The organism is Noviherbaspirillum pedocola (assembly GCF_016632335.1).
GTDB classification, from domain to species: Bacteria; Pseudomonadota; Gammaproteobacteria; order Burkholderiales; family Burkholderiaceae_D; genus Noviherbaspirillum_A; species Noviherbaspirillum_A pedocola.
The window spans coordinates 1-25,574 of the sequence record NZ_JAEPBG010000036.1 but is presented as its reverse complement, the minus strand read 5'-3'; the positions used below and the strand labels follow the sequence as shown (position 1 = coordinate 25,574).

The 25,574-nt window shown below is 60.7% G+C and carries 26 protein-coding genes, 2 pseudogenes and 1 other annotated feature; of the genes and pseudogenes, 1 reads left to right on the top strand and 27 read right to left on the bottom strand.

From position 1 onward, the window contains the following. Positions 1-122: 122 nt before the first annotated feature. The 27 genes and pseudogenes from JJB74_RS31140 to JJB74_RS31010 all read right to left on the bottom strand — a co-directional run. Positions 123-863: pseudogene (locus JJB74_RS31140) on the bottom strand (IS982 family transposase); the annotation flags it as partial. Between the two features lie 150 nt (positions 864-1,013). Further along, entirely contained in the window at positions 1,014-1,745 is a 732-nt protein-coding gene (locus JJB74_RS31135; RefSeq protein ID WP_407672449.1) for an IS6 family transposase, read from the bottom strand. A 199-nt stretch (positions 1,746-1,944) separates the two neighbouring features. Beyond that, positions 1,945-3,075, bottom strand: coding sequence for a CaiB/BaiF CoA transferase family protein (locus tag JJB74_RS31130; RefSeq protein WP_200598446.1), 1,131 nt, complete (start codon positions 3,073-3,075; stop codon positions 1,945-1,947). Between the two features lie 164 nt (positions 3,076-3,239). After that, positions 3,240-3,899, bottom strand: a complete 660-nt coding sequence (locus tag JJB74_RS31125) for a TetR/AcrR family transcriptional regulator (protein WP_200598445.1) — start codon at positions 3,897-3,899, stop codon at positions 3,240-3,242. A gap of 179 nt (positions 3,900-4,078) precedes the next feature. Further along, positions 4,079-4,912 carry an alpha/beta fold hydrolase gene (locus tag JJB74_RS31120; protein WP_200598444.1) on the bottom strand — a complete coding sequence of 278 codons (834 nt, stop codon included), beginning with the start codon at positions 4,910-4,912 and terminating at the stop codon, positions 4,079-4,081. A gap of 65 nt (positions 4,913-4,977) precedes the next feature. After that, positions 4,978-5,169 carry a 2-hydroxymuconate tautomerase gene (locus JJB74_RS31115; RefSeq protein WP_200598443.1) on the bottom strand — a complete coding sequence of 64 codons (192 nt, stop codon included), beginning with the start codon at positions 5,167-5,169 and terminating at the stop codon, positions 4,978-4,980. Between the two features lie 23 nt (positions 5,170-5,192). After that, positions 5,193-5,981, bottom strand: a complete 789-nt coding sequence (gene dmpH / locus JJB74_RS31110; protein WP_200598442.1) for a 2-oxo-3-hexenedioate decarboxylase — start codon at positions 5,979-5,981, stop codon at positions 5,193-5,195. After that, the gene (gene dmpG / locus JJB74_RS31105; protein ID WP_200598441.1) at positions 5,978-7,009 is read right to left on the bottom strand and encodes a 4-hydroxy-2-oxovalerate aldolase; all 1,032 of its coding nucleotides are present in this window, start codon (positions 7,007-7,009) and stop codon (positions 5,978-5,980) included. The genes dmpH and dmpG overlap by 4 nt, the downstream gene beginning before the upstream one ends. A 17-nt stretch (positions 7,010-7,026) precedes the next feature. Further along, positions 7,027-7,938: an acetaldehyde dehydrogenase (acetylating) gene (locus JJB74_RS31100; RefSeq protein ID WP_200598440.1), complete on the bottom strand. Its 912-nt coding sequence runs from the start codon at positions 7,936-7,938 to the stop codon at positions 7,027-7,029. Positions 7,939-7,973: 35 nt separating this feature from the next. Beyond that, positions 7,974-8,756, bottom strand: coding sequence for a 2-oxopent-4-enoate hydratase (gene dmpE, locus JJB74_RS31095; RefSeq protein WP_200598439.1), 783 nt, complete (start codon positions 8,754-8,756; stop codon positions 7,974-7,976). 26 nt (positions 8,757-8,782) lie between these two features. Beyond that, positions 8,783-10,237, bottom strand: coding sequence for a 2-hydroxymuconic semialdehyde dehydrogenase (locus JJB74_RS31090; RefSeq protein WP_407672448.1), 1,455 nt, complete (start codon positions 10,235-10,237; stop codon positions 8,783-8,785). Positions 10,238-10,275: 38 nt separating this feature from the next. Continuing rightward, positions 10,276-10,686, bottom strand: coding sequence for a GlcG/HbpS family heme-binding protein (locus JJB74_RS31085; RefSeq protein WP_200598437.1), 411 nt, complete (start codon positions 10,684-10,686; stop codon positions 10,276-10,278). 185 nt (positions 10,687-10,871) lie between these two features. Next, positions 10,872-11,816 carry a catechol 2,3-dioxygenase gene (locus tag JJB74_RS31080; protein ID WP_200598436.1) on the bottom strand — a complete coding sequence of 315 codons (945 nt, stop codon included), beginning with the start codon at positions 11,814-11,816 and terminating at the stop codon, positions 10,872-10,874. Between the two features lie 84 nt (positions 11,817-11,900). Further along, a complete protein-coding gene (locus tag JJB74_RS31075; protein ID WP_200598451.1) occupies positions 11,901-12,248 on the bottom strand; it encodes a 2Fe-2S iron-sulfur cluster-binding protein in 348 nt (115 codons plus the stop codon). Positions 12,249-12,325: 77 nt separating this feature from the next. Next, positions 12,326-13,558, bottom strand: a complete 1,233-nt coding sequence (locus JJB74_RS31070) for an NAD(P)/FAD-dependent oxidoreductase (protein WP_200598435.1) — start codon at positions 13,556-13,558, stop codon at positions 12,326-12,328. A gap of 44 nt (positions 13,559-13,602) precedes the next feature. Continuing rightward, on the bottom strand, positions 13,603-14,304 hold the full coding sequence (locus tag JJB74_RS31065) for an ABC transporter ATP-binding protein (protein WP_200598450.1): 702 nt from the start codon (positions 14,302-14,304) through the stop codon (positions 13,603-13,605). A gap of 53 nt (positions 14,305-14,357) precedes the next feature. Beyond that, positions 14,358-15,191, bottom strand: a complete 834-nt coding sequence (locus tag JJB74_RS31060; protein WP_200598434.1) for an ABC transporter ATP-binding protein — start codon at positions 15,189-15,191, stop codon at positions 14,358-14,360. Continuing rightward, entirely contained in the window at positions 15,188-16,216 is a 1,029-nt protein-coding gene (locus JJB74_RS31055) for a branched-chain amino acid ABC transporter permease (protein ID WP_200598433.1), read from the bottom strand. Before JJB74_RS31055 ends, JJB74_RS31060 begins: the two co-directional genes overlap by 4 nt. A 3-nt stretch (positions 16,217-16,219) precedes the next feature. Then, on the bottom strand, positions 16,220-17,095 hold the full coding sequence (locus JJB74_RS31050; RefSeq protein WP_200598432.1) for a branched-chain amino acid ABC transporter permease: 876 nt from the start codon (positions 17,093-17,095) through the stop codon (positions 16,220-16,222). 128 nt (positions 17,096-17,223) lie between these two features. Next, positions 17,224-18,393: an ABC transporter substrate-binding protein gene (locus JJB74_RS31045; RefSeq protein WP_234485014.1), complete on the bottom strand. Its 1,170-nt coding sequence runs from the start codon at positions 18,391-18,393 to the stop codon at positions 17,224-17,226. Positions 18,394-18,478: 85 nt separating this feature from the next. Beyond that, the gene (locus JJB74_RS31040) at positions 18,479-18,859 is read right to left on the bottom strand and encodes a non-heme iron oxygenase ferredoxin subunit (RefSeq protein WP_200598430.1); all 381 of its coding nucleotides are present in this window, start codon (positions 18,857-18,859) and stop codon (positions 18,479-18,481) included. Then, positions 18,843-19,328, bottom strand: a complete 486-nt coding sequence (gene paaI / locus JJB74_RS31035) for a hydroxyphenylacetyl-CoA thioesterase PaaI (protein ID WP_200598429.1) — start codon at positions 19,326-19,328, stop codon at positions 18,843-18,845. The genes JJB74_RS31040 and paaI overlap by 17 nt, the downstream gene beginning before the upstream one ends. Before the next feature lie 23 nt (positions 19,329-19,351). Further along, the gene (locus JJB74_RS31030; RefSeq protein WP_200598428.1) at positions 19,352-20,932 is read right to left on the bottom strand and encodes a class I adenylate-forming enzyme family protein; all 1,581 of its coding nucleotides are present in this window, start codon (positions 20,930-20,932) and stop codon (positions 19,352-19,354) included. A 58-nt stretch (positions 20,933-20,990) separates the two neighbouring features. After that, positions 20,991-21,365, bottom strand: a complete 375-nt coding sequence (locus tag JJB74_RS31025) for a Zn-ribbon domain-containing OB-fold protein (protein ID WP_200598427.1) — start codon at positions 21,363-21,365, stop codon at positions 20,991-20,993. 7 nt (positions 21,366-21,372) lie between these two features. Then, entirely contained in the window at positions 21,373-22,548 is a 1,176-nt protein-coding gene (locus JJB74_RS31020; protein WP_200598426.1) for a thiolase family protein, read from the bottom strand. Between the two features lie 35 nt (positions 22,549-22,583). Then, positions 22,584-23,120 (bottom strand): aromatic-ring-hydroxylating dioxygenase subunit beta, encoded by a 537-nt coding sequence (locus JJB74_RS31015; protein ID WP_234485012.1) that lies wholly within the window; start codon positions 23,118-23,120, stop codon positions 22,584-22,586. A 107-nt stretch (positions 23,121-23,227) separates the two neighbouring features. Continuing rightward, positions 23,228-24,565, bottom strand: a complete 1,338-nt coding sequence (locus tag JJB74_RS31010; protein ID WP_200598425.1) for an aromatic ring-hydroxylating oxygenase subunit alpha — start codon at positions 24,563-24,565, stop codon at positions 23,228-23,230. A 491-nt stretch (positions 24,566-25,056) separates the two neighbouring features. Here JJB74_RS31010 and JJB74_RS31005 point away from each other — a divergent pair. After that, a pseudogene (locus JJB74_RS31005) lies at positions 25,057-25,454 on the top strand (transposase); the annotation flags it as partial. Beyond that, positions 25,338-25,454, top strand: a sequence feature (AL1L pseudoknot). It overlaps the preceding pseudogene by 117 nt. Positions 25,455-25,574 lie beyond the last annotated feature (120 nt).

The window sequence follows — 25,574 nt, the reverse complement described above, 5'->3', positions numbered from 1 at the left end:
AGGACTGCCGGGCGCGACTTTCATCGTGGCGCGGAGAAACGCTCTCCAATCAGACGCCGTATAGATTTAGGCAAGCCAATCACAAAACCCAAAATCTACCCTTGCAAAAAGGAGGGTGACCATAGATTTTTCAGCTCATCGAAGACGGTTTCAATCAGGGATCGTCGTTTGAGTAGCGCCTGGTCGAAGGGCGTGTGCTGGATCGGTTTCATGTTCTTGCGCACTTTGGTAATCAGCTCCAACTGCCGCGCACGTAGCAAGTCCACCAGCCAGCGGGCAACGTAGCCTATATCCGCATAGACTTTGCCAAATAGCCCGCGACACAGGAATGCGACCGGCTTGCGGTCATCGACGTTGCCGGGGGTGACCTTGATGCTCAGCAGCTCGCCATGGTGATTGATGGCCACATGCAGCTTTAGGCCATAAAACCAGCCAGTCGAGCTCTTGCCTCGTGCGGCGACCTTGATAAAGACCCGATGTCGGGAAATGCGCAAATTGTCGCACACGGCAAGCGGGCTGGAATCGACAATGGTAATGCCGGTGCAACGGCCTTTAACCTGCGCGAACAAGGCGCTCAACGGCACCACACACCGCGGCATGAGTTCCAGACAGCGGTGGTAACTGGGCAGCCCGGGAAAATCGGCGCGCAGAAAGCGCACCGCGTAGGAAAGATAAAAGCTCTTGAAGTGCCGGTAGCGCAGCTGGTGGAACAGCACGGCCAGCGTCATCAGTTCCGATAGGCTCAGCGAAGCTGCACGCCGCCGCTTCTTCAGCCCATCTGCCAACAGGTGCCGCTCCCATTCCGGCTCGAACGTTTGGCAAAAGTCATCGATCAGGCAAAACAGCTCCGTTAAGCTGTCCATCAGGCGCCTCCTGCTGCGTATCGGTTGACTGGTTCGCAAACCCAATCGTACGAAGCTGTGAGGCGCTTTCCTTTGACCTGCCTGCAACCTTCCTTATCCGAGCTCAGGTTATCGAAGTAACGTTGAACTGAGAGCAGGTACAGCGGTTGATCAGAAGGCAGTCGACGGATTTTGGGTGAGCACTGTAAATCGATGCCATGACGCGAAACGTTTGGCGAGTTGAGTGCGGTATCGCACCGCGCCGAGACGATGACGATTGATAGAGAAATGCTGGCGAATCGGCCCGAAGCACGATAAAAATGTCTGCGTCCGTTGAAGGGAGCGAAAGCCTTTCATTCGACGTTCGCGTTCCCGAGTCGGCTGGTGGCTATTCTCTGCGCGGTTGTTGACCCGGGCTGCCGCTTTGACGAAGACATGCTGGACGCCGGCTAGTTCGGGGATCTCGGATTTCGCTGCCGGATAGCTGCGTAGCTGGTCAGTGATGATCTTGCGTGGGCCGTTCGGGTATTGGGCAAGCAGGTGTCGGAAGAAGCGTTTCGCCGCATTTTTGTCGCGCCTTTTCTGCAGCAGGATGTCGAGTTCAACGCCATGCTGATCGACGGCTCGCCACAGCAGATAAGGCTCACTACCAATGGTGACGAATACTTCGTCCAAATGCCAGGTCGTGCCGGGGTCTGGCCGTGCCTGTTTAATTCGGTGCGCGAAGTGCGTGCCGAACTTGCTGCACCAGTGCCGGACGGTTTCGTAGCTGACCACCATTCCACGCTCGAAAAGCAGTTCCTCGATATCCCTCAAGCTCAATTGGAATCGGAAATACCACCTCACTGCGCAACTGATGACGGCGCCCGGGAAACGATGGCGATGATAAAGCGGCTTTGATATTTCATTGCTCAACTCTATCAGCTTCAGACCTTAACGTGACAATGCCGCAAGCCCCTGAGATTCACCCACTAGCTTGGTCCGCTCAATGCCCAAGATCTCCATCTGGTCTACCACTGCGTGAAGCCAGGCTGCAATCACGGTGAAAGACAAATTCATGTTGACCATAATTGGAATTGTCAGCACATCCCGCCGCACGCCGCTATTTGCCTGGCCCTTCCACACCCCAGTCGGCGAGCGCCTCGGCGGTATGCTCCCCGGCATAGGGTGACGGCAGTCCGACTTCCGCCGCGGTCCGGCTGAAGCGCGGCGCGGGCGACGGCTGCACCACGCCATCGCGTTCGAAAAACGTGTTGCGCGCGATGTTGTGCGGATGCTGCGGCGCTTCGTCCAGGTCCAGCACCGGCGCGAAACACGCATCCGTCCCTTCCAGCAGCGCGCACCATTCAGCCTGCGTCTTCAGACGAAAGATAGACTGCAGTTCCTGTTTCAAGGCCGGCCATGAGGCGGGATCGAGTTGCGCCGCAAACGCTCGATCCGTAATCATCAGTTTATCCAGCAGCAACTTGTAGAACTGCGGTTCCAGCGCACCGATCGAGATCCATTTGCCGTCCTCGCATTCATACGTATCGTAAAAGTGGGTGCCGCCGTCCAGCAGATGGGCTTGCCGCCGGTTGCCCCATAACCCCATGCCCTTGAATTCATACACGATTGCGCTCAGCAAGGCCGAGCCGTCGGTGATCGCGGCGTCCACTACCTGGCCGCGCCCGGACCGCTGCGCCTCGAGCAAGGCGCTGACGATGCCGAAGGCGAGCATCATCGCGCCGCCACCGAGATCGCCGATCATTGCCGGCGGAGCGACCGGCCCGCCTTCGGCACGGCCGATCACGTGAAGGGCGCCCGTAATCGAGATGTAGTTGATATCGTGTCCCGCCGCCTGGCTGAGTGGCCCGTATTGGCCCCATCCGGTAATGCGGCCATATACCAGCCGGGGATTGCGCGCATGGCAGGCATCGGGGCCAAGACCAAGACGCTCCATCACACCGGGACGGAAGCCTTCGATCAGTGTGTCCGCCGACTCGACCAGCTGCATGAAGGCGTCGACGCCTGCCGGCGACTTCAAGTCGAGTGCGACCGAGCGGCGCCCGCGGTTGAGGATGCTCTTGCGCCCGCTCTTCATGAAATCGCTGCCGTCGCGGTCCTTGCCGACGCTATCGTGCCGGTCAATGCGCAATATATCCGCCCCCATATCGGCAAGCATCATTGCGCAAAATGGCCCTGGACCGATGCCCGCGACTTCCAACACCTTCAATCCCTGCAGGGGACCCGCCATGTTTGACTCCCTTCATGCGCTGCAAGTTGTTGCGCTGGCAGATAGTGATCCAGAGCGGCGGCCAAAGGCGCTCTCATGGTCCGATTACATGCAAAACATGCCAAGGTCGCGCCGTGAATGACATCGCTTCCGCACGCAATGGTTAGCGGTACATCCCGCGCGGGCTATCGTGCCGCGCCGCCGACTCTCTCGGCGCCTTCAGAATCGTTGCGGCCGGATGCCGGCCGGCCCTTCGCCTGCGGCTCATTCAGGAGCGCCTTGGTGAATTGGTCCGCGAGGTCCTCCAGCTCCTGTTGCGTCGGCTGCCGGACCCACTGGACGGTCCAGTTCAGCGCGCCGACTGCGAGCCTTCGGAACAGCGCGGTATCGGATAAAATTAACCCCTCGCTCTTGACTTGCTCAAGGACATCGAGCCAGCTATCCCTATATGCGCGGCGCAGCGCTTCCAGCGGCCCGCGCTTGTCCGGCGAGACCTGTTGCCGTTCCCGCAGCCACACCTGGTGCGCGTAATTGTGTTCGGAATGCAATGCTTCCAGGTGGCCGAGTATTAGCGCATGCAGCCGCTCGCGCCCTCCTTTGGCGTCCTCTAGCTTTTTCCGCACTATTTCCAGGCCTTCCGTCATTCCATTCTCGAGTACCGCAACGAGAATATCTTCCTTGGTAGCGAAATGATAAAAAACGCTGCCCGAAGTCATGCCGAGAGTATCTGCAATATCCCGCACGCTTGCTGCGTGATAACCTTTTTCCTGGAACAACTTGCCCGCAGCCTTAATTAACTCCCAGTAACGCGCCGGGGCCTCGCGTTCGCGTCCTTCCCCGGTCATCGACGCCGCCCGCGACATTCTGCGCCCACTTCTCTGTGTCAATTGGTTAACTCCTATCGGTATACGCCTGCCGGACTGTTGAACCGGTACCGCCCAACATATCCATCCATTGCGAAAAACCACCTATTGTAGTACTTTATTTTTTCCAATGACACCAGAGCAGTTAAGCAACGTATCCTTTATAAGGATGCGGCTTCCGAAAAGAAATCGCCGACCATGCGGTTGAAGCGCGCGGCATGCTCGATCTGGGTCCAGTGGCCGCAGCGGCCGAACACATGCAGCTGCGACTTGGGAATCAGCTCGAACAATTTATAAGAACTCGCCAGCGGAATCACCTTATCTTCCCTGCCATGGACAATGAGGACTTCGTGCGGCAATGCGCGGATCTTTTCTTCCGGGCTGGCAAGCGCATCCACCGAGCGCTGGCGCGGCGCGGGGAACATGCTGCCGAACGCTTCCTGGAAGCCGGGACGGATGCTTGCTTCATAGCGCATGCGCGCCAGCTCATCATTGACCAGATTGCGGTCATAGGCGAATACATCAAGCAGCCCGCGCATGGCTTCAATCGATGGCGTGTAGCCCCAGACGCGGTCAAGTCCTTCGGTGATCGGGAACGATGTGCCGGCGCTTCCCATCAGGACCAGGCGGCCGACTCGCTCCGGCGCGCGGATCGCCAGTGCCAGGGCGAGCGCACCGCCGAATGAATTACCCACCACATGCACTTTTTGAAGGTCGAGCGCATCGATCACGCCCAACGCGTGGCTGACCCAATTGGCCATGTTGTACTGCACGCCCGCGGGTCGATCGGTATAACCGAAGCCGACCATGTCCGGCGCGATCACGCGGAAAGACGAGGATAGCGCCGGAATCGTCAGCCGCCAGTTGGCCCACGCCGTGACACCGGGACCGGAGCCATGGATCAGCAGCACCGGCGTGCCTTCACCCTGGTCGTGATAGTTGGTGCGGATGCCGTTGGCAATGATGGTTTTCGCAATTTCCGGATTGTGGGACATGTTCAGTTCCTGAATGTGATGGTGTTGTGTGGGCCGCAAGTCGCTTTTCCGATGCGGTAGTAGGCCTACCGTCCCAGATCTTTGGCGCTGACGCCGGCGATGCCCCAGTTTTCCTTCGGTACATCCTGGATCCAGACCCGGACGTTTTCCTTCGGCGCTCCCACTGCTTCCGTGAGGGCCTGGGTCACTTTTTCGATCACTGCGCGCTTTTGTGCTTCGGTGCGGCCTTCGAGCATATAGATTTGTGCGAATGGCATGGAGAATTCCTTTGGAGGGTAAATTAAACGAAACGCAGGCCGACACTGCCCATGCCCTGCACGCGCAGGGTAATGGCATCGCCGGCTTGTACCGCGACAGCTTCGGTAATGCCGCCGGACAGGATCAACGAGCCGGCCGGAATGTGTTCGCCGCGGGCGCCGAGATGGTTGGCCAGCATCGCGATTGCCGCCGCCGGGTGCCCGAGCACCGCGGCGCCGGCACCAAACAATACCGGCTGGCCATTCTTTTCCAGTACGATGCCGACAGTGCGCAGATCCACTTCCGCCACCGGCAGCGGGCGGCCGCCGACGACAAACCGCACGGCCGACGTGTTGTCGGCGACCACGCTCTTCAAGTCGAATTTGAAATCGCGGTAGCGCGAATCGATCACTTCAATGCCCGGCATGACGAAGTCGATTGCCGCCAGCACGGTGCCGATATGGCAGCCGGGGCCCTGCAGCGCCGTCCTGGTGACGAAGGCGATTTCCGGCTCGACTTTCGGATGGATCAGTTCCGAGACCTTGCATTCGCCGCCCTCGGGGAGCGCGAAAGAATCGGCCAGGAAGCCGAAGCACGGGGTCGCGACGCCCATTTGCTTCATCTTGGCATGCGAGGTCAGGCCAGCCTTGAAGCCGACGATGCGCTCGCCGCGGGCAAGCTTGCGCTGCCGGATCCGGTCCTGGATCGCATAGGCGTCGTCCCAGTCCATCTCCGGATATTCATCGGTGATCTTGGCGGTGTCGCGTGCCTCGAGCTCGCAGGTTTCGAGGTGCGCCGCGAGGTTGTCGATGGTGGATTGGTCGAGGCTCATGCTGCCACCCCCCGCTCGCGCGCCAGCGTCAGGGCCGTGTCCTCGATCATGTCTTCCTGGCCGGCGACCATGCCGCGTCGGCCCAGTTCGACCAGAATATCGCGCGCCGGCACCTTGTACTTGGCCGCGGCGCGCTTGGCAAACAGCAGGAAGGTCGAATAGACGCCGGCATAGCCGAGCGTCAGCGCATCACGGTCGACCCGCACCATGTGGTCCATCATCGGCAGCACCAAGTCTTCGGCCACGTCCATGATCTGGTAGAGGTCGACGCCGGTCTCTATGCCCATCCGGTTGCAAACTGCGACGAAGACCTCGAGCGGCGTGTTGCCGGCGCCGGCCCCAAGGCCGTTGGTCGAGCCGTCGATGCGGATAGCGCCGGCTTCGATCGCCGCCAGGGAATTGGCGACGCCCATGGCCAGGTTGTGATGGCCGTGGAACCCGACCTGGGTCTCCGGCTTCAAGGCTGCGCGGACAGCGGCAACCCTTGCGGTGACCCCTTCCGGCAGCAGGTGGCCGGCGGAGTCGGTGACATAGACGCACTCGGCGCCGTAGGACTCCATCAGGAGCGCTTGCTCTACCAGCTTTTCCGGGCTGGCCATGTGCGCCATCATCAGGAAGCCGACCGTGTCCAGCCCCATCTTGCGGGCTCCCTTGATGTGCTGTTCCGATACATCGGCCTCGGTGCAGTGGGTGGCGATGCGCACCGTGTGCAATCCGCAGTCGTGGGCTTCCTTCAGGTCGTCCACGGTGCCGATGCCGGGCACCAGCAAGGCTGATACCTTCGCATGCCTGAGCAGCGGGATCACCGCCTTCAGGTAGTCGATATCGCTGTGGCGCGGGAAACCGTAGTTGACCGAGGCGCCGCCCAGGCCGTCGCCATGAGTGATTTCCAGCAGCGGCATGCCGGCGTCGTCCAGCCCCTTGGCTACAGCGATCATCTGCTCGATCGTGATCTGGTGCCGCTTCGGATGCATGCCGTCCCGCAGCGTGTTGTCATGCAGGATGATTTTTTTGCCCTTGAGGTTCATGTGTATTCTCCTTGTGCTCAGGCAGCGGCGCGGGACAGCGTCAGCGTGCCATTGATCAGCTCCTCGGCAAACATCTCGGCGGTGCGGGCGGCCGCAGCCGTCATGATGTCGAGATTGCCGGCGTATTTGGGCAGGTAGTCGCCCAGGCCTTCGACTTCGAGGAATAGCGAAACCCGGTTGCCGTCGAACACCGGGCCATTCACCAACTTGTAACCGGGCACGTACTTCTGGACCTCCGCGATCATCGCGTGGACTGATGCCGTGATCTTTTCCTGGTCCGGAGCCGATTCGGTCAGGCAGTGCACCGTATCGCGCATGATGATCGGCGGCTCGGCCGGGTTGAGCACGATGATGGCCTTGCTCTTTGCAGCGCCGCCGACTTTGCGGATCGCGGCGGCGGTGGTGCGAGTGAACTCGTCGATGTTCTTGCGGGTGCCGGGGCCGGCCGAGCGCGAGGAAGCGGTGGCAATGATTTCGCCATAGGCAACCGCCTGCACGCGGGAGATCGCAGCGACCATGGGTATGGTCGCCTGGCCGCCGCAGGTGACCATGTTGACATTCAATTCCTTCTTGCCGACCAGTTCCTTCAGATTCACCGGCGGCACACAGAACGGGCCGATGGCCGCCGGGGTCAGGTCGATCATCATGACGCCAAGGGCATTCAGCTTGCGCGAGTTCTCGGCATGGACGTAGGCGCTGGTGGCGTCGAAGGCGATCTGCACTTCGTCTGCCAGCACGTGAGGCAGCAAACCGTCTACGCCGTCCGCGGTGGTCTTGATTCCCATCTCGCGGGCGCGCAGCAGGCCATCCGAGTTCGGATCGATACCGACCATCCAGACGGGTTCCAGCACCGGGCTGCGCCGCAGTTTGGCCAGCAGGTCGGTACCGATATTGCCGGGGCCGATCAGTGCGCACTTGATTTTCTTCATGCGAATTGCTCCTGTAGATAAGTGATGTCGATGGATCAGTGGAAGCGCACGGAGCAGCTGCCGAGGCCGCCGATGCTGACTCTAAAACTGTCGCCTGCCGCGGCCGGGAACATCGCCGCCAGCGCGCCGGAGAGAATGACTTCGCCCGCCTTGAGCGGGATGCCGAGCGCGCCCATGGTGTTGGCGAGCCAAGTCACGGCATTGACCGGAGAACCGAGCGCGGCAGCGCCGGCGCCGGTAGCGACGATTTCGCCGTTTTTTTCCAGGACCATGCCGCAAAGGGAAAGGTCGATCCTGCGGGGATCGACAGCCTGGTCGCCCAGCACGAATACGCCGCAGGAGGCGTTGTCGGCGACCGTGTCCTGGATCCGGATCTTCCAGTCGCGGATGCGCGAATCGACGATCTCGAAGCAGGGCATCACGCATTCGGTCGCCGCCAGCACCTCGGCATTGGTGACGCCTGGCCCGAACAGGTCGCGCTTCAGAATGAACGCGATCTCGCCCTCGGCCCTGGGCTGGATCAGCGTTGCCATGTCGATCGACTGCCCTTCGTTGTAGGTCATGCCGTCGAGCATGTAGCCGAAGTCGGGACGATAGACGCCGAGCATGTTCATGACGGCGCGCGAGGTGACGCCGATCTTCTTGCCGATGACGCGTTCGCCGGCCTGCACGCGGCGCTCGATCATGCGCTGCTGGATGTGATAGGCGTCATCGATCGTAATGTCGGGATGACGAGCGCTGAGGGGATCGACCACGGTGCGCGTGGTCAGCGCCTGGTACAGTTCGTCGCCGAGGCGGGTAATGAGATTGGTTTCCATGAGGGTTCCAGTGTCGTGTTCCATGTTCAGAGTTTGATGCAGACGTTTTTCAGCTCGGTATAGAACTCCAGCGAATGCACTCCGCCTTCGCGGCCGATACCCGATTGCTTGGCGCCGCCGAACGGCGTGCGCAGGTCGCGCAGGAACCAGGAATTAACCCAAACGATGCCGGCTTCGATGGCGCCGGAGACGCGATGCGCCCGCTGCAGGTTGGTGGTCCAGATCGCAGAGGAGAGCCCGTACGGATTGTCATTGGCGCGGCGGATCACTTCTTCCTCGCTGTCGAACGGCGAGATATGGCAGCAGGGGCCGAAAATCTCTTCGCGCATGACCGTGGCGCTATCCGGCAGGCCGGTCCAGATCGTCGGCTGCACCCAGGAGCCGCCTTTGAGCGCGTCCGGCATTTCCGGAATGCCGCCGCCGGTGACCACCGTTGCCCCTTCTTCCACCGCTTTTTTGTAATATGACAGCACCTTGTTGCGATGCTCTTGCGAAATCAGCGGTCCCATGCCGCTTTCCGGGTCGTCTGGCAAACCGGGTTTTTTCGCTTCGGCGCCGCGCTTGAGGCGACTGACGAATTCATCGAAAATTGGCCGCTCGACATACACGCGCTCGGTCCCGAGGCAGACTTGGCCGCAGTTGGCAAACGCCGAACGCAGCGTGCCTTCGATCGCGGCGTCCAGATCGCAATCGGCAAATACGATCGCCGCATTCTTGCCGCCCATTTCGAGCGACACCGGGCGGGCGCCCACGGCGGCGGCCTGCATGATCGCGGCGCCCGTACGGGTTTCCCCGGTAAAGGTGATGGCACTGATGTCGGGATGGGTAGTTAGGAATTCGCCGGTCGCCTGGGGGCCGAACCCGTGCACGACATTGAATACGCCTTTTGGTACGCCCACCCGGTTCATCACTTCCCCCAGCAAGGCCGCTGCCTGCGGCGTTTCTTCCGACGGTTTGACCACAACCGTGTTGCCGCAGGCCATGGCTGGCCCGAGTTTCCAGGTCATCAGCAGGAACGGCAGGTTCCACGGGCAGATCACCGCGACCACGCCGACTGGCCGGCGCAGCGCATAATTCAATGCGCCGAGGCCGTCGGGCGTTGTCATTTCAAAGAACTCGTTCGGCACATTCTTGATGACATCGGCGAATATCTTGAAATTGGCGGCGCCGCGCGGCACGTCGACATGCCGGATAAAATGCGCCGGCTGGCCGATATCGGTCATTTCCGCCTCGACGAAATCCTCAAAGCGACGATCGATTTCATTGGCCACCGCATACAGCAAGTCGACCCGGTCGGCCAGTGGAAGTTTGCCCCACGGTCCATGCAAGGCATTGCGGGCGGCCTGCACCGCAGTATCAACCAGCGCCTTGTCCGCCTCGGCCACCCGGGCAATCACCTGACCGTTATACGGCGCACGCTTGTCAAACCAGGCGCTGCCGATGACATAATCGCCGTCGATAAAATTGAGGATTTCTTTCACTTGAGCTGTCCTTAAATTTCTTGTCCAAAGCCGATTGCCTACAGGCCGGCCAGAGCGCATTGCTCGTCCTGCTGCTCCAACGCGCCGGACACGCCAATGCCGCCGATCAGTTCGCCTTCCAGCCAGATGGGCAGCCGGCCGCCGAACATCACGAACCGAGGACGCATCGGCAAGCCCTGTCTGACCGCTTCCGAACGCGTCTTCAGCGCGTCGGTCCATTGGCTGGTCGCCAGGCCGAAACTGACGGCGGTGTACGCCTTGTCCTGGCTGATTTCAATCGAATGCAGCGGCGCACCGCTCATGCGCAGGAAGGCCAGCAGGTTGCCGCCGGCGTCGAGCACCGAGACGTTGATCTTCACGCCCAGCTCCAGCGCCTTGCGCACCGCGGCTTCCACCGCCTGGTGCGCCGTTTGCCAGGTCAGCCGCGGCTGACCGGTTTCTTGATTCATGCCCACTCTCCTGGAGATTCTCGCCAAGCCCGCACTTTCGCCGGGTGGCCGAGCGCCGCCTGTTATCTGCAGCCCCAAGCGGCGGACGCGCCCTCCCGCCCCATCCCTGGCAACAGGGATGAGTCCGTGGCCGCCGGGCGCTGCGCCGCTGGCGGGAGGGTAAAGCCTGTTCGGCCGGGTGCCGGTCAGGTATAGACGGTGGTGAAGGTTTCCGCGAGCACGCCGGTGTGGTAGAAGATGCCGCGCGCGGCCTGGTCCTCGGTCCAGGTGATCACCGGCTTATCAGGCTGCGCCTGGTAGCCCAGCCCGGCAAAGGTTTCATTGCGGTTGCCCGACGGGTCGAAGAAATAGATGGTCTCGCCGCGCGTGATGCCGTGCCGGGTGGGGGAGACGTCGATCCGCACCTTGTTCTTGGCCATGATGTCACCGGCTTTAAGGATGTCGTGCCAGGAATCGAGGAAGAACGACAGGTGGTGCAGCCCCGGGCGCTCGCCGCCCACGAAGGCAATGTCGTGCGGCTTGCTCGAGCGCGACAGGAACGAGGCCAGCTGGATCGCCCCGCCTGGACCGACGACGATTTGCTCGGTCTGGAAGAAATCCAGCACTTCCATGAAGAACTTGGTGTTTTCGGCAACCTTGTTGATGCCTTTCTCCGGATTCAGCTCGCACATCAACAGGCAGTGATCAAGCCAGTGCGCGCCGGCGCCGCGCACGTCATCCGGCCACGGATCCGGGTTGGTCGAGCCAACATCGGTGCCGACACATTCCTTCTTGGCATACAAGCACATGTCGTGACCGCTGGGCAGCGCAAACCGCAGCATGCGGCCGACAAAGGGCAGGCTCTCGGCTTCCAGTATTTCAGTTTTGATGCCGTAAGCCTCGATCCGTTGTTTCAGCACATCCAGGTCGGCTTCCTTCTCGACCTTGTAGGCGACATGGTTCATACCCGTCTGGTCCGACGGCGTCAGGACCAGCGAGTATTTGTCCCACTCGTCCCAACACTTCAAATAGACATTGCCTTTGGCATCTTTGTGCGTGGTTTTCATGCCAATGACGTTTTCGTAGTGCCGCACCGCCGCATCCATGTCCATCACCTTGATACTGATGTGGCCTATTCTCATTACACCCATGTCGCGTCTCCTGTTGACTTATAACGACAATTGCAACCGCTCTGTACGCCCCCGGCCTTGTCGCTCAAACCGGGCGCGCCTGCTTCACCTGACAATCTTTTCCCACGGGCTACGGCATACACTCTTTTGCATCTTGCCGACCACGTCCACCTCCACCGCGCCGGTCGGCGCCACCCGGCAGGCGAGCACCACGCCTTGTGCTTCTTCCTGCTCGGAAATGTGGGCGCGGCTCATGGCCCCGGTCCGGCAGACGCTGCCGCTGCGGATGGCGACCTTGCACACGCCGCAGCCGCCATTCAGGCAGCCGGCCGGGATCCCCTTTCTGCCGATGCGCGCCATGCCTTGCAGCAGGGTTTCCAGGCTGCTGCACAGATAGGTTTCGCCGGTCTGCAGGATGCGCACCGGGTGTACGCCGGCGGGTGTCTGCGGCATGCTGCCGTGCGGCACACCGGTTTGCTGGGCGGCTGGCTGGATGCTGTTCATGGCTGTGCTCTCGACGTAGTTCTTGGCTAGACAGCCAATTGCTTCAATGCGATCCCGGTGTCCGCCAGCTGCGCGGCGTCGACCGCGGTACGGTTCTTGATCAGGCGCTCGATCGGACGGCGTTCGCGTCCCGCGTTGACCAGCACCGCACCGATGACACGCCCGTCCAGCACCTGGATCAGGCTCCAGCTTCCCTTGCCGGGTTCGCCGCGCACCACCTTTTCCGCATGCGGTTCCGACCATCCGAGAAACTGAATATTGAGACTGTACTGATCGCTCCATACCCAGGGCAGGCCGTCATTGACCGTCGCCTCGCCGCAAATCGCGGCAGCCGCCACTTCGCCGGTCTGGAGGGCGCTTTCCCAGTGTTCCAGGCGCAGATGGCAAGCCAGGAATGGATTGAACGCCTTGGCCACGTCGCCCACCGCGAACACATGCGGGTCGGCGGTACGGCATTGCTGATCGACCACAATGCCGTTATCGCACGGCAGGCCGGCGTCCCGCGCCAGATCGTCGTTGGGCAGTGCGCCAATACCAGCCAGCACCACGTCCCCCGTACGTGTCTCATCGTCTGCCAGATGCACTGCGATCGCGTGGTCATCTTCCGAAATGTCGATCACTTGCGCGCCGAATACGAAGTCAACGCCGTTTTCCCGATGAACGTCTTGCACGAATCGGGACACTTCCGGTGGCGCGGCGCGCTCCAGCACGCGCTGTCCTGCTTCCAGCACCGTGACGCGGCAGCCGAGCCGGCGCGCGCATGCGGCGACCTCGAGGCCGATAAAGCCGGCGCCAATCACCAGCAAGTGCTTGTCGCGCGCGAGATGCGGGCGCAACCCGTTGGCGTCACGCATATTGCGCAGATAAAACAATCGGTCGGAAGAGCTCGCTTCGGCCCGGCGCAGCTTCAGGCAGCGCGGGCGCGCGCCGGTCGCAAGGACCAAGTGTTCGTAACCGAGCGCCTTGCCGCCTTCAAGCATCAGCACGCGGCGCTCGCGGTCGATAGCGCGCACCCGTGTTCCCGACAGCAGCGAGATCCCGTGTTCGCCATACGTTGTCGCCGGGTGCAGCAGAATGTCCTGCGGCGAGCGGTCTCCCGATAACACCTCTTTCGACAACGGCGGCCGATCATAGGGAAATTCATGTTCTTCGTTGACCAGAGTGATCGGGCGGTCGAAGCCGCGCCGCCGCAATCCGATTGCAGCCGTCACACCGGCAAGCCCGGCACCGACAATCACTGCTCCGATTCCCTCACTCATGACCGCCTCTCCACACTCATTGAATTTGCGCCCGGCATCCGCCGCTACATCCCGAGATAAGCTTCACGCACTTGTTCGTTGTGCATCAGCTCGCTGCCCTTGCCGCCTAAAACTATGCGCCCGGTTTCCATCACATACGCCCAGTCGGCCAGCGGCAAGGCTTCGTATGCATTCTGTTCCACCAGCAGGATCGTGACGCCTTCCTGCCGCAGCCGGGCGATGATGGAAAACACTTCCTGGACCATTAGGGGCGCCAAGCCCATCGACGGTTCATCCAGCAGCAGAACACGCGGGCGGCTCATCAGCGCGCGGGCGATCGCCAGCATTTGCTGCTGCCCGCCCGACAGCAGTCCGGCCAACTCGGCCTGCTTGTTCTTAAGGATGGGAAACAGCGCATACATCCTTTCCAGGTCTTCCTCGACCGTGGCTTTCGGTTGCAGGTAACCGCCGGTACGGATGTTTTCCTCGACGCTGAATTCAGTAAAGATCTGGCGTCCTTCCGGGCAATGCGCGATCCCCATCTTCACGCGCTGATATGCGGGAATGCCCTGCAGGTCACGGCCATTGAAACCGATGGTTCCGCCATGGTTCGCCTGCAAACCCGAAATGGTCTTTAGCAGCGTGGTCTTGCCAGCGCCATTGCTGCCGACCAGCGCCACGAGGCTGCCCGGCATGATTTCCATCGTGACTTGGTGCAGGCACTGGATGCCGCCGTAAAAGGCATCTACCTCGCGCAGGCTCATCAGAGGCTGGCTGGATTCACGGCTGCGCTCGGCTCGGTTCATTTCGATTACCTTTGTCATGGTGTGACTCCAGCCGTTTCTTCCTGGCCGCGCGCGCCGAGATAGGCGGCAATCACTTCCGGGTTCCTGAAAACCGCATCCGGGGAGCCCTCTGCGATTTTCTGTCCGTAGTTGATGACCACGATGTTGTCCGACACGCCCATCACCAGCTTCATGTCGTGCTCGACCAGCACCACGGTGATGGATTGCTCCGCTAGCTGTTCGATCAGCCCTTTGATCTCGAGCGTCTCCTGCGGATTGAGACCGGCGGCCGGCTCGTCAAGCAGGATCAATTGCGGATTGCATGCGAGTGCGCGCGCGATCTCCAGGCGCTTGAGCGCGCCATAGGACAAGGCATCCGGCCGCGTCGTCGCGTCAACTTTCACGCCGACAAATTCGAGCAACTCGCGCGCCTGCGCCCGCGCCGCCTTCTCGCTCTTCTGCAATGAAGGCAAGCGCAGGATGCCGGCCCAGAAGCCGCTGTTCAGTTGCAGGTGGCGGCCGAGCAGAACGTTTTCTTCGACCGTCATGTTGAAACACACTTTCAGGTTCTGGAAGGTACGGCTGACTCCAAGCGCGGCCAGCTGGTACGGGGCCAGCGCGCCGATATCGCCGCCCTGCACCAGCACGCGTCCCATGGTCGGCCTGTACAGGCCGGTCAGCACGTTGAGCAGCGTCGTCTTGCCTGCGCCATTGGGACCGATAATGGAATGCACCCGGCCGCGTTCCAGCGTGAAGGAAATATCGTTCAGGACATTCGGCCCGCCGAAACTCTTGCTCAGCTTCTCGACCCGTACGATATCCGCGCCGCTGCGCTGTTCGGCCGCCTTGTGTTCAGAGACGAGGATCATGGCCGCTCCTTGTTGCTGATTCGATTGGCAAGCTTTTGCAGAGTCGGGACCAGGCCCTTGGGCATGAACAGGATGGTGACCAGCAATATGCAGCCGATCAGCAGTATTTCGTAATGCTCCATGCCTGCCAGCACGTTCGGCAGCAGCGTCACGATCCCCGCGCCGATGACCGCGCCGGGGACCGATCCGATACCGCCGATGACGACCATCATCACGTACTCGACCGAGCGCACGAAGGATGCCGACGCCGGTGTGATAAAGGCGGAATAGTGCCCATATAACGCGCCCATCAGCCCGACCAGGCCGCAGGAAAATACGAATACCTTGATCTTGTAGGCCTGGGTATCGACACCGGATGTCTTCGCTGCGATTTCCGCGTCATGCAGCGAGCGCAATGCGCGTCCCGCCGGCGACCGCAGCAGGTTGTTTGCCGCGACGATCACCAGTACCAGCAGGGCGAGGAAGGTCCAGTACCAGGCCTGTTCTGACAGCGCCTTGCCGAATACCTCCAGCGGCGCGACCGGCATGCCGTCTGGGCCGCCGCTGAGCTTCAGTTCATTGCGCAGCACGATGCCCAGCAGCAGGCCGATGCCCAGCGTGGCGACGGCCAGGTAATAGCCGCTCAAGCGCAGGAACAGCCGAGCGATGCCCCAGCCGAAAAGGCTCACACTGACCACCGCGATCGGCACGGTCAGATACACCGGCCATCCGAGATGGCCGGACAGGTTGGCCGATACAAAGGCCCCCAGCGCGTAAAAAGCTGCATGCCCGAGGCTGAGCTGGCCGGTGGTCCCGAGCAGCAGCGTGAGCGATATCGCTACAACGGCATTGATCAGAACCAGGTTGCCGATCGCGATCAGGAACGGGTTCGTTACCAGCAGCGGAACCAGCGCGGCCAGGGCGGCAAATGCGGCCAGGGCGATCATGCCCGGATTGCCTGTCCGTCTGAGTGCCGCCACTACCGGTCGCGCTGGCGAAGCCGCGAGAACCTGCCCCTGCTTCACTTTCAATTTGAGGTTATTCATTGCTTAGACTCGCTCCAGATGAGGACGGCCGAAGAAGCCGTTGGGCCGGACGAGGAATACCAGCACGACGATAAGGAAAGGCACGGCGTCCTTGTACTCGGAAGAGATATAGCCGGCCGTCAGCGCCTCGGCCAAGCCCAGCACCAGGCCGCCAACCACGGCGCCCGGAGCGCTGCCCATGCCGCCGACGATCGCGGCGATGATCGCCTTGAGGCCGACCATCATGCCGGCGTCATACGAGGTGTAAGTAATGGGTCCGGTCACGACGCCGGCGACCGCGCCGAGCAACGCGGCGAGCCCGAAGGCGAGCAACAGAATGAAACGCACATTGATGCCCATCAGTTGCGCCGTATCGGCGTTGAAGGCAGCGAGCAGAAAGGCGCGCCCGAGGCGGCTGTAACGGAAGAACCAGCCCAGAGCCATCAGGACGATGGCGGTGACGCCGATCACCCACAAGGTCTGCGGCAGGATCGTACCACCGAAAAATTTGATCGGATCGGCGCCGGTGAACGCGGGCAGCGATCGCGTCTGCGTGCCCCAGAATGCCTGTACGAAACCGCGCAGAATCATGCCGAAAGCAACCGTCAGGATGATGACGGTAAGCACGCCCGAATTGGCCAGTGTGCGCGTCGCCAGCTTTTGCAGGGCCAGGCCGGCGAGCAATGCGATCGCCAGCGCTGCGGCAATCGCCAGACCGTATGGCATGCCGAGCGCGATCAGCACTGCCGTCATCATGCCTCCCAGCATGATGGACTCGCCCTGCGCGAAATTGATGGCGCCGCTGGCGTTATAGATCAGCGTGAATCCGAGCGCCGCGAGCGCGTAGCGCGCGCCTTCGGTGACACCCGAGGAGAGGAACTGGACGAGTGCACTATCCATGATTGAGCTTCCTTGACTTCCTGCCTTGATTGAAAATGCCAGCAGCTACCGGTGGCGGCGTGAACGGGGCGTGACGGAGGCCATGCCCGGAACTGCCCGGCTGCCGGCCTCCTTCCCCTGTCAATGCATTACTGGATCAACAGCCATTTTCCGTCCTTGACGCGCACCACCTTCAGCGAATCCTCGGTAAGGCCGACATGGTCGGTTTCCGACATGCGGAATTTACCGGTCACGCCAATGAAAGGGTCATTCTTCTCGATGCCGTCACGGATTTTCTGCGGATCGATGCTGCCGCTCTTTTGCACCGCGTTCTTGATCAGCATCAGCGCGTCATAAGCATTGCCGCCGAAGAACGAAGGCGCCTCGTCGTACTTGTCCTTGTACGCCTTCACATAGCCCTGCACCACCGGGCGCTGCGGATCGTTCTGCGCCAGCTGGTCCGCCACCAGGATCGCCCCGTTGGTCATGATCATGCCTTCGGCGGCCGGACCGGCGAGTTTCAGGAAAGTGTCGGACGCGAGCGCGTGCGTGCCGTAGTGCGGCAGCTCTATCCCCAGCTGGCGGTAGCTGCGCGCCACCATCACCGCGGGCTCGCCGAAGCCTAGGTTCAGGATGGCCTGGATGCCGGATTCCTGGCGCAGCTTGGTCAGTTGCGCCGTCATGTCGGTGTCCTTCGGATTGAATGATTCTTCGCGCAGGATCTTGATGCCTTTTTGCGGTGCAACCTTTTGCGACGCGGTCAGCGCCGCGCGGCCGAAAGCGTCGGTGCCGGCGATGATGCCGATATTCGTGATGCCCTGCGCGCGCATATGGTTGAATACCTTGCTGACTGCCACTGCGTCGGTATGGTTCATCTTGAACACGGTTTTCTTGACCGGCTCGACGATCACTGAGCCGCCGGCCAGCGACAGCATCGGAATGCCAGCCTTCTCCACTAGCGGCACGGCGGACATCGTCGTGCCGGTCGTGGAACCGCCGATGATGGCATGCACCTGATCATTGCTGATCATGCGCTTGACCAGCGTATTGGCGCGCGCGGCATCGGTTTCGTCATCGTAGGCAAAGAGTTCGATTTTCCGGCCGTCGATGCCGCCCGCCATATTCAGCATGTCGACGTACAACGCAAGCGTCTTCATTTCACCGGAACCGAGATAAGAGGCGGCCCCGGTCGCGGACAGAAAGGCGCCGATCTTGAGCGGCGGCTTGGCTTGCGCAGCGGCCTCTCCGCTTATCAGCATCGGAACGGCAACCAGAATGGGCAGAACGGCTGCCCACAGGCCCTTGGCTTTTTTGATCATCAGTCTCACTCAACTCCCCTTTTAGTGTGTTACATCGAACTGCAAAATTTCTCTGTAACGCCGGCAATGCTATTTTTTGGTCGGCTCATCGCGCGGCCGACGGTATTTGGGCGCAAGCGGCCTGACCGGCGTCGCTGCCGTCTGCATCGAGCCGCGCATAGACGCGTCCGTTTTCGATGGTGATCGGGTATACCCGAAGCGGCTTGATGCATGGCAGCGCGGTCGCCTCGCCGGTACGGATATCGAAAGCGCCGCTGTGGAACGGGCATTCCACCTGCCCGTCGCAAATGTCGCCTTCCGACAGCGACGCCGCGCCATGGGTGCAGGTGTCGTCGGTTACGAAAATCTCGTCACCGAGACGAAAGACCGCAAGCGGCGGATGGTCGGGAAGATCGACCCGCGTTCCGCAATCGGGTTTGACGTCATTGGCATTCACCAGAAACGTCAATTCATCTTGATTCGGCACTCATTCCTCCGGCTGTTTCTTTCGCGCCGTCCAGCACGGCCCGCCCCATGTTGTAGTAGCGCCCGTGCAGTTCGGCGATCTGACGGTCCTGCTGGTCGACCACCTTGACCATGACGACGCCGGTTGTCTTGCCGGCGTTCGTCACTTGCGCATGCGCATGCAGCCGATCGCCCTTGTTGGCGGGGCGGACGAAGTCGATATGGCAATTCAAGGCGACAGCGACGTTGTTTCGCGTGCTGGCGGCGTATGCGAACGCGGTATCCGCCAGCGTGAAAATGTAGCCGCCATGGCAGATTTCATACGCGTTCACCATGCTTTCGGTGACCGCCATCGACAATGAAACGCGTCCCGGAGCGCCGACATCGATTGAAATGTCGAGTCCTTTCGACACGCGGTCGCCCTGGCGCAGTCGCGCGATGCAACGTGCGGCCAGCTCCTCCGCGTCGATATCCGGCCAGGCTTGCGACAAGGCCTGCGCGCCATGCTGGGAACTCATTCGATCTCCGTATTCCATGGCACCAGGCCCTTCTCGGTAGACAGCCATTTCCTGATTTCCGCCTTCTTGACTTTTGCGTTGGCCGTCTTGATCAGCTCATCGACGAACACCACGTGTTTCGGCGTTTCCGGACGGCTCAGCTTCCCGGCGCAGAATTCGATGATGTCGGCAACCGTCACATCCTTGTGCGTCGGCTTGGGCACGACGACCGCCGCCACCGCTTCGCCCCATTCGGGATGCGGCACTCCCACCACGGCAATTTCCTGGATCGCCGGATGCTCGATCAGCACCGCTTCGACGGTGGTCGGAAACACATTGACCGCGCCTGTGATGATCATGAATTTCTGGCGATCCAGCAGGTATACATAACCGCGCTCATCCATCATGCCAATGTCGTTGGTGCGCAACCAGCCGTCCTTGAACGCGTCTCCCGTTTCCTTTGGCAGGTTGAGGTAGCCTTTCATGAGGGTACGGCCGCGCAGCCAGATTTCGCCCTTGGTGTTCGGCGGCAGCGGCTTGCCTTCCTCATCGCGGATCTCGCAATCGAAGTGGATACCGACCCGGCCGACCGACTTCAGCAATCCGGGCTCCGATTCCAGCGCGCGCTTGTGGTCTTCCTCGGTCAGGTAAGTGACCCAGCCACCGGTCGATTCCGTCAATGCATAGGTTTGCAGCATCTCGACCTTGAATGCCTCGCGCGCATCGCGGATCAGCTTGGGGGTGGCCGGCGAAGAACCGTACATCAGGAGACGCAAGGACGACAGGTCGTGGTTGCGGGCCTGCTGTTCTGCGATCGCCCGGTGGATCATGGTCGGCACCAGCAGCGCCACCGTCACGCGGCGCTTTTCCACGTCCCGCAAAAAGGTATCGACCTTGAAGGAGCCGTCGGGGATCACTACGGTCATCGCATTGCCCAGGTTGAAGCAATTCATGATGATGACTACCCATGCCGACGCCGCCGGCATATACCAGGTGTCGTCCGGGCTGAAACCGAACGAGATCAGCGAATGGATGACGGTATCCGCGCCGCCTTGCTGGGTGAGCATCACGCCCTTGGGCACGCCGGTGGTGCCAGAGGTATAGCTGTAGTACAGCACATCGTCCGGGGCCAGCTCTGGCCATTGCGGCTCGCCCTTGGCTTCGCGCAGCAGTGTTTCGTAGTCGTGCGGGTAGTCATGCGCACCGTTGTAGCCGATCAGTGCGATGCCGAGCTCCTCGATTTCGGCGCGATGCTCGTCGGCGATATGCCTGCATCTTGCATCGACCATCAGCACTTTGGTCTTGCTGTCTTTCAGGACATGGCGTATCTCCGGCCAGGCATATTGGGTATTGATGCCGACTCGAATCGCGCCAATTTTCATGCAGGCGAAGAAGTGCTCGTAGACTTCGATGGTCTCCTGAGTGAGGATGGCGATTGCGGTACCCTTTTTATGTCCCATCCGTTGCAACGCGACGGCGAAGCGGTCCGACCGCTCATCCATCTGTTGCCAGGTTGCGGACCGGTCGCCGCAGAAGTATGCGGTCTTGGTGGGATAGTTGCGGGCGCACCGCTTCACCATCTGGCGCAGATACAGCATGTTTGTCTCCTAATTTTTGGCCTGGTATTTGTTTGCGCGTTTTTTCTGCTTTGCGTCGTTATGGGCCGGACGGTTGAAATGCCAATCCGCTCTCGTCGAAGCAGGCAGTGACTTTCATTCCTGTGGCGGCGCAGTCGGGCCCGGCATTGATCAGACGTGCCAGCAGCCGGGGCCCCTCGGGCAATTCTACTAAGACTACTGTATAGGGAACCGGGCATCTTTCTGCGTACTGGCGATGGAACACGACGTAAGAAGCCACCGTTCCTTCGCCTGACGCCGGCACCCATTCGACCGTCTGCTCGCGCGCAATCCGCCATCCGCGCCCATGCAGGCCGAGTGCCTTTCCGGTCTTCACATCGCGCGGAATCCGCAGCTCCCGGCGCGCGATAAAGGACAGGAATTCCTGGTCGTATTGGTCGTAGAAGGTATGCATGGCGATCTCAGCTTAATGAGGTGTGCGGGCTGAGCAGCAGGCAGGCATGGTAGTCGAGGCAGCCGCCGGAGCCGGTCACGAGCACCAGGTCGTTGCGCGGCACCTGCCGTTCGCCGCCCGCGCCGCGCACCTGAATCACGCCCTCAGATATTGGCGTGACGCCCTGCAGATAGAAACCCGACAAATGTCCGCCGCCGGTGTTGACCGGCAATGCGCCGCCCGGCGCAGTGTGGCCCGCGGCGACGAAAGCGGCGCCCTCGCCTCGCTTGCATAAGCCGTATTCTTCGAGGGCCAGAATTCCTACATAGGAAAAGGCGTCGTAAATCTGACATGCCGTCACATCGCGTGCGGTCACACCGGCGCTGCGATAGGCACGCTGTGCGGCCTGCGGCGCACCGGTATTCACCTCGGGCTCATCGTCGGCGAGTCCACTGCGACCGCGATGGCCCTGCCCCATGCCGTGCACATAAACCGGCGGCTGTCTCCGGTCGGCGGCCCGCTCGGCACTGGTCACGATGACTGCGATTGCACCATTGACCGGAAATGCACAGTCCAGTACGCGGAACGGAGATACGACCATGGGCGATGCAAGGTATTCGTCCATGGTCAACGGCTTTTTCAGAAATGCTTGCGGATTGCGGGCGGCCCATGCGCGGCAGCTGATTGCATAAGCGCCGAAATCCTCGGATGTCGTGCCGTACAGCGCCATGTGACGCTGCGCAGCCAGCGCATAGGCAGCGGCGGCGCCGAGAAAGCCCTGTTCGCGCTCCCATCCTTCGATGCCGGTCAGGGGCATGGCGATGGCGAAGGTATCCCCTCCACCTTTGGCTTTGACGGGGGTGTCGGAGAACACGCAGGCGACACTGGTGGCCAGGCCCTGCTTGATCGCCATTGCCGCATACTGGATCATCTGCACCGCGGACGAACCCTCTGAATCGATTGCAGCAAGCAAGCCGAGGCCCCGCAGTTGCAAATCGTTTTGCAGGCGCAGAGGCAATTCCTCGGCGTCGGCTACTGGACTGCGGTTGATCAGCAGGCCATCGATATCGGCTTTTTCCAGCCCGGCGTCGGCAATCGCCGCCTCGACGGCTGCGGCTGCCAGTTCCCTGGTGGTGCCGACCGGCTTGCGAGACAGCTCGCTGAAGCCGAGACCGGAGATTGCCGCGATGGGTTTTCTCTTCATGTGGTGGCCTGAGGTCGGCGGAAGTTGGGCTACGCTCAGATAATGAAGGCGAGGCTCGGAATGGCCTCGTCGCCGTGCACCAGCATCACTTTCTTGAAAAACATCTTGAGTTCATTGTTCTTCCAGCGAAGGCGATGTTCCACGCGTCCCGGCCAGACTTCCAGCGTGCGTGTTGACGCTAAGCGTAGCTCGTAGAGCACAAAGTTAGAAAACACGCGGTATTCGCCGGTGGTGGCGTCTTTTTCGACTTCGATGTTGGCTACCACGCGGCGCATTTTCGATGGCGGCAATTGGGCATGGCGCTCGCCGGTGACAAGCTGTGCGATCCGGGTGCGCAGACGGGAGCGGTTGTCGGCAGTGATCGACAGATGCTGGTTCATGTCGTAGTCACCCTCGCCGCGGGGCACCCAGTAGACCATGTCGTCGTCGACCAGCGACTCCCATTCCTCGTAGCGCGATTCATCGGCCAGGCAGGCTTCACGATAGAGAAATTCGCGAATTGCGCTGTATTCCTCCTGGGAGACGGACGCAGTGGTTCGGGGTTCATTCAATTCTTCTGTGTGGCTCATCATTTAATGCTGTCTCCATCATTTTCCGGGTTCATTGATCGCCCGGCGGGCTGACGGCGCGCCGCAGTTGCGGCAGCCATCGGTGTTGTCGCGGCGTCGTGGATCCGATCCTAGGTTGCGCAGGCGCCGGCCGATTCACAGCCGGCGTTGGCCGCAGCTTCGGCTTCCGGCGCTGGAGCCATCATCACTTTTTTGTAATGCCGCCAGAACCCGCGGTTGGTGCATTCGTCGGTAACATGGCCGGTGATCACGCCGTTCTCATCGATATAGTCGCGGTTCAGGCCGCGGGATACGTCGAGCCAATCGGCTCTGTCGCGCATGGCGAGCTGCTGGCGCTCGGAGATGATGCTGTCGTCGGCGAGGAGGAAGGCGGAAGGTCCGAGCGCGGCTTCGGACTGACGCAGGATACGCTGGTTCACCTCGTCCGGCACCCCTTCGAGCAGCATCGGTGTATGCCACTGGATGCATTCATGCGCGCTGACCGGCTCGAAGATCACGATGTTCATCTCGCCCAGGAACAGGTTGGGAAAGATGGCCGCATGGGGTGGACCTTCGCGCAGGATGTGGTCTGCCTTTTCCGCGCCGAAGCGTTCCCTCATCAGACGGCTGTAATCGGGGTAGCGGTTCTCCTTCACCCCGAGCCACTGCATATGCTTCTTGTAAGAGGGCGAAAAGTACAGTTCGGTATGACCGTCGCCCCAGTCCTTGGTTTGGGACACGAGGCTTTCCTCGGTCGCAATGGCGGCGTCGTTGTAGTGGGAATCGATGACACGGGCGAAGGACGAGTGCACGTAGTTGACGTGGTAGCCGTCGGTGTCGTTCTCGGGCAGCATTTTCCAGTTCGCGCCGAAACGTTGCTTGACCCAGCCGGCGTTCAGCTTGATTTTTCCGACCGGCGACATGTCGCAGGCACGGTCGATCAGAACCTTGGCCTTGCCGAGGTGCTCGTCCAGCGAGCCGACGGTCGAGGAGAATGTGGCGAACACGAAGCCGCGGTATTCGGCGGTACGCAAGGCCTTTAGCCCGATGCCGTCCTTTGTCTTGGGGAAGCCGCCGGGATAGGGCACGTCGAGCAGCTTGCCGTCCAGACCATAGACCCAGCCGTGATAGGTACAGGTCAGATACTTCGCCTTGCCGCTCTTGTTGATGCACATGAGATTGCCGCGATGGGCGCAACGGTTGGATAACACCGCGATCGAGCCGTTCTTCTGACGCACCATGATCACTTCTTCGCGGCCGATGGTGCGGCGCTGGTAATCGCCCGCGCTCGGAATTTCGGAATCGTGGCCGACGAACACCCATCCACCGTAGAAGATCTGGCGCATCTCCTGCTCAAACAGTTCATCATTCGTATAAAGGCTTCCGTGGACCCGGTCCTCCTGGATTAGTTGCTCTAGGTCAATTTCGGATTTTGCGGGATAAATTTTTACTGTTTGTTGATGCGCCATTTCTCTGGTTCCTGTCATGGTTGAGCGTTGGCGGGTTTACGATTTGCATACCAAGCGCTTGGTATGCGTATATTAGCCGTCTTTTTTTTGAAGTCAATAAGAAAGATCGCAATAATTGTTGATGCATATGGGAATACGAAGCCCGCATCAAAGCAAAGCAGGCGCAAGCTTCCATGCGGATCTTTTGACCGGCACCGGGAAATTGGATAACTGGACTTAGGAGAGCAAGTAAGACTTTTGCAGAAATGCGAAGAAAAATGTGCCGCAAAGAAATTTCGCTATATCGAGCAGCAAATCGCCTTTGCGCTTAACGAGTCAGGACTTGGCACACTAGTCGAAAAAGTGCGCCGCAAGATTCGCATTAGTGACGCCGCGTTTACATTTAGCGCGAAAGTACGACGCCTTGGCGCCCTCCAAATTGTGACGCTTGGGCCACTCGAAGAAGTGAATCGCCCCGGCGAGGAGGCCCCAACATTTGAGAGAATGGGGCTATGAAGAAGCAAGCAATCAAATACTCACCCGAGGTCATCGAGCGCGCAGTGCGGATGGTCTTCGAGAGCAAAGACCAGTACGAATCACAGTGGGCAGCGATCATCTCCATCGCTGGCAAGAACGGCTGCACGGCAGAGACGCTGCGGCGCTGGGTACGTCAGCACGAGCGTGATACTGGCCAGCGTCCGGGAGCTACGACGGTCGAGCAGCAACGGGGCAAGGAACTGGAGCGGGAGGTACGAGAGTTGCGCAAGGCAAACGAGATTCTGCGACTTGCCAGCGCTTTTTTCGCCTAAGCGGAGCGCGACCGCCGCTTCAAATCGTGAAGGCCTTCATCGACGCCCATCGGGATGGCCTTGGGGTCGAGCCAATCTGCCAGGCGCTGCAGGTGGTTCCGTTGCAATAAGGCGCATCTGGTAAAGTCGGCGATTTGATCGGGACGACTGCCGATGAACGAGGCCTTAAGCAAAGTGCTCAAGCGACTGCACTATCCGCTGGAAGTGATGCTGACCTGCGT